Origin of the sequence: Citrobacter sp. U14242, assembly GCF_046555775.1 — a bacterium.
Taxonomy (GTDB): domain Bacteria; phylum Pseudomonadota; class Gammaproteobacteria; order Enterobacterales; family Enterobacteriaceae; genus Citrobacter.
On sequence record NZ_JBKGLW010000042.1, the window covers coordinates 1 to 279 of the forward strand.

Sequence of the window (279 nt, forward strand, 5' to 3'; positions counted from 1 at the left end):
AAATCTCTGCAGGCTTGTAGCTCAGGTGGTTAGAGCGCACCCCTGATAAGGGTGAGGTCGGTGGTTCAAGTCCACTCAGGCCTACCAAATTTTTGCTGATGCTGCGTTGCGGCGACACTCACATACTTCAGTATGCTTCGTGTCACCACGCCTTGCTTCAACAAAAATTAAGGTGAATGAGATAACTACGATGGGGCTATAGCTCAGCTGGGAGAGCGCCTGCTTTGCACGCAGGAGGTCTGCGGTTCGATCCCGCATAGCTCCACCATCTTTACTGCA

At 52.0% G+C, this 279-nt stretch carries 2 tRNA genes; both read left to right on the forward strand.

Annotation, left to right across the window (positions count from 1 at the left end):
- Positions 1-10: 10 nt before the first annotated feature.
- Positions 11-87, forward strand: a tRNA-Ile gene (locus tag ACLJXE_RS24355).
- 105 nt (positions 88-192) lie between these two features.
- Positions 193-268, forward strand: a tRNA-Ala gene (locus tag ACLJXE_RS24360).
- The last annotated feature ends 11 nt before the right edge of the window (positions 269-279 follow it).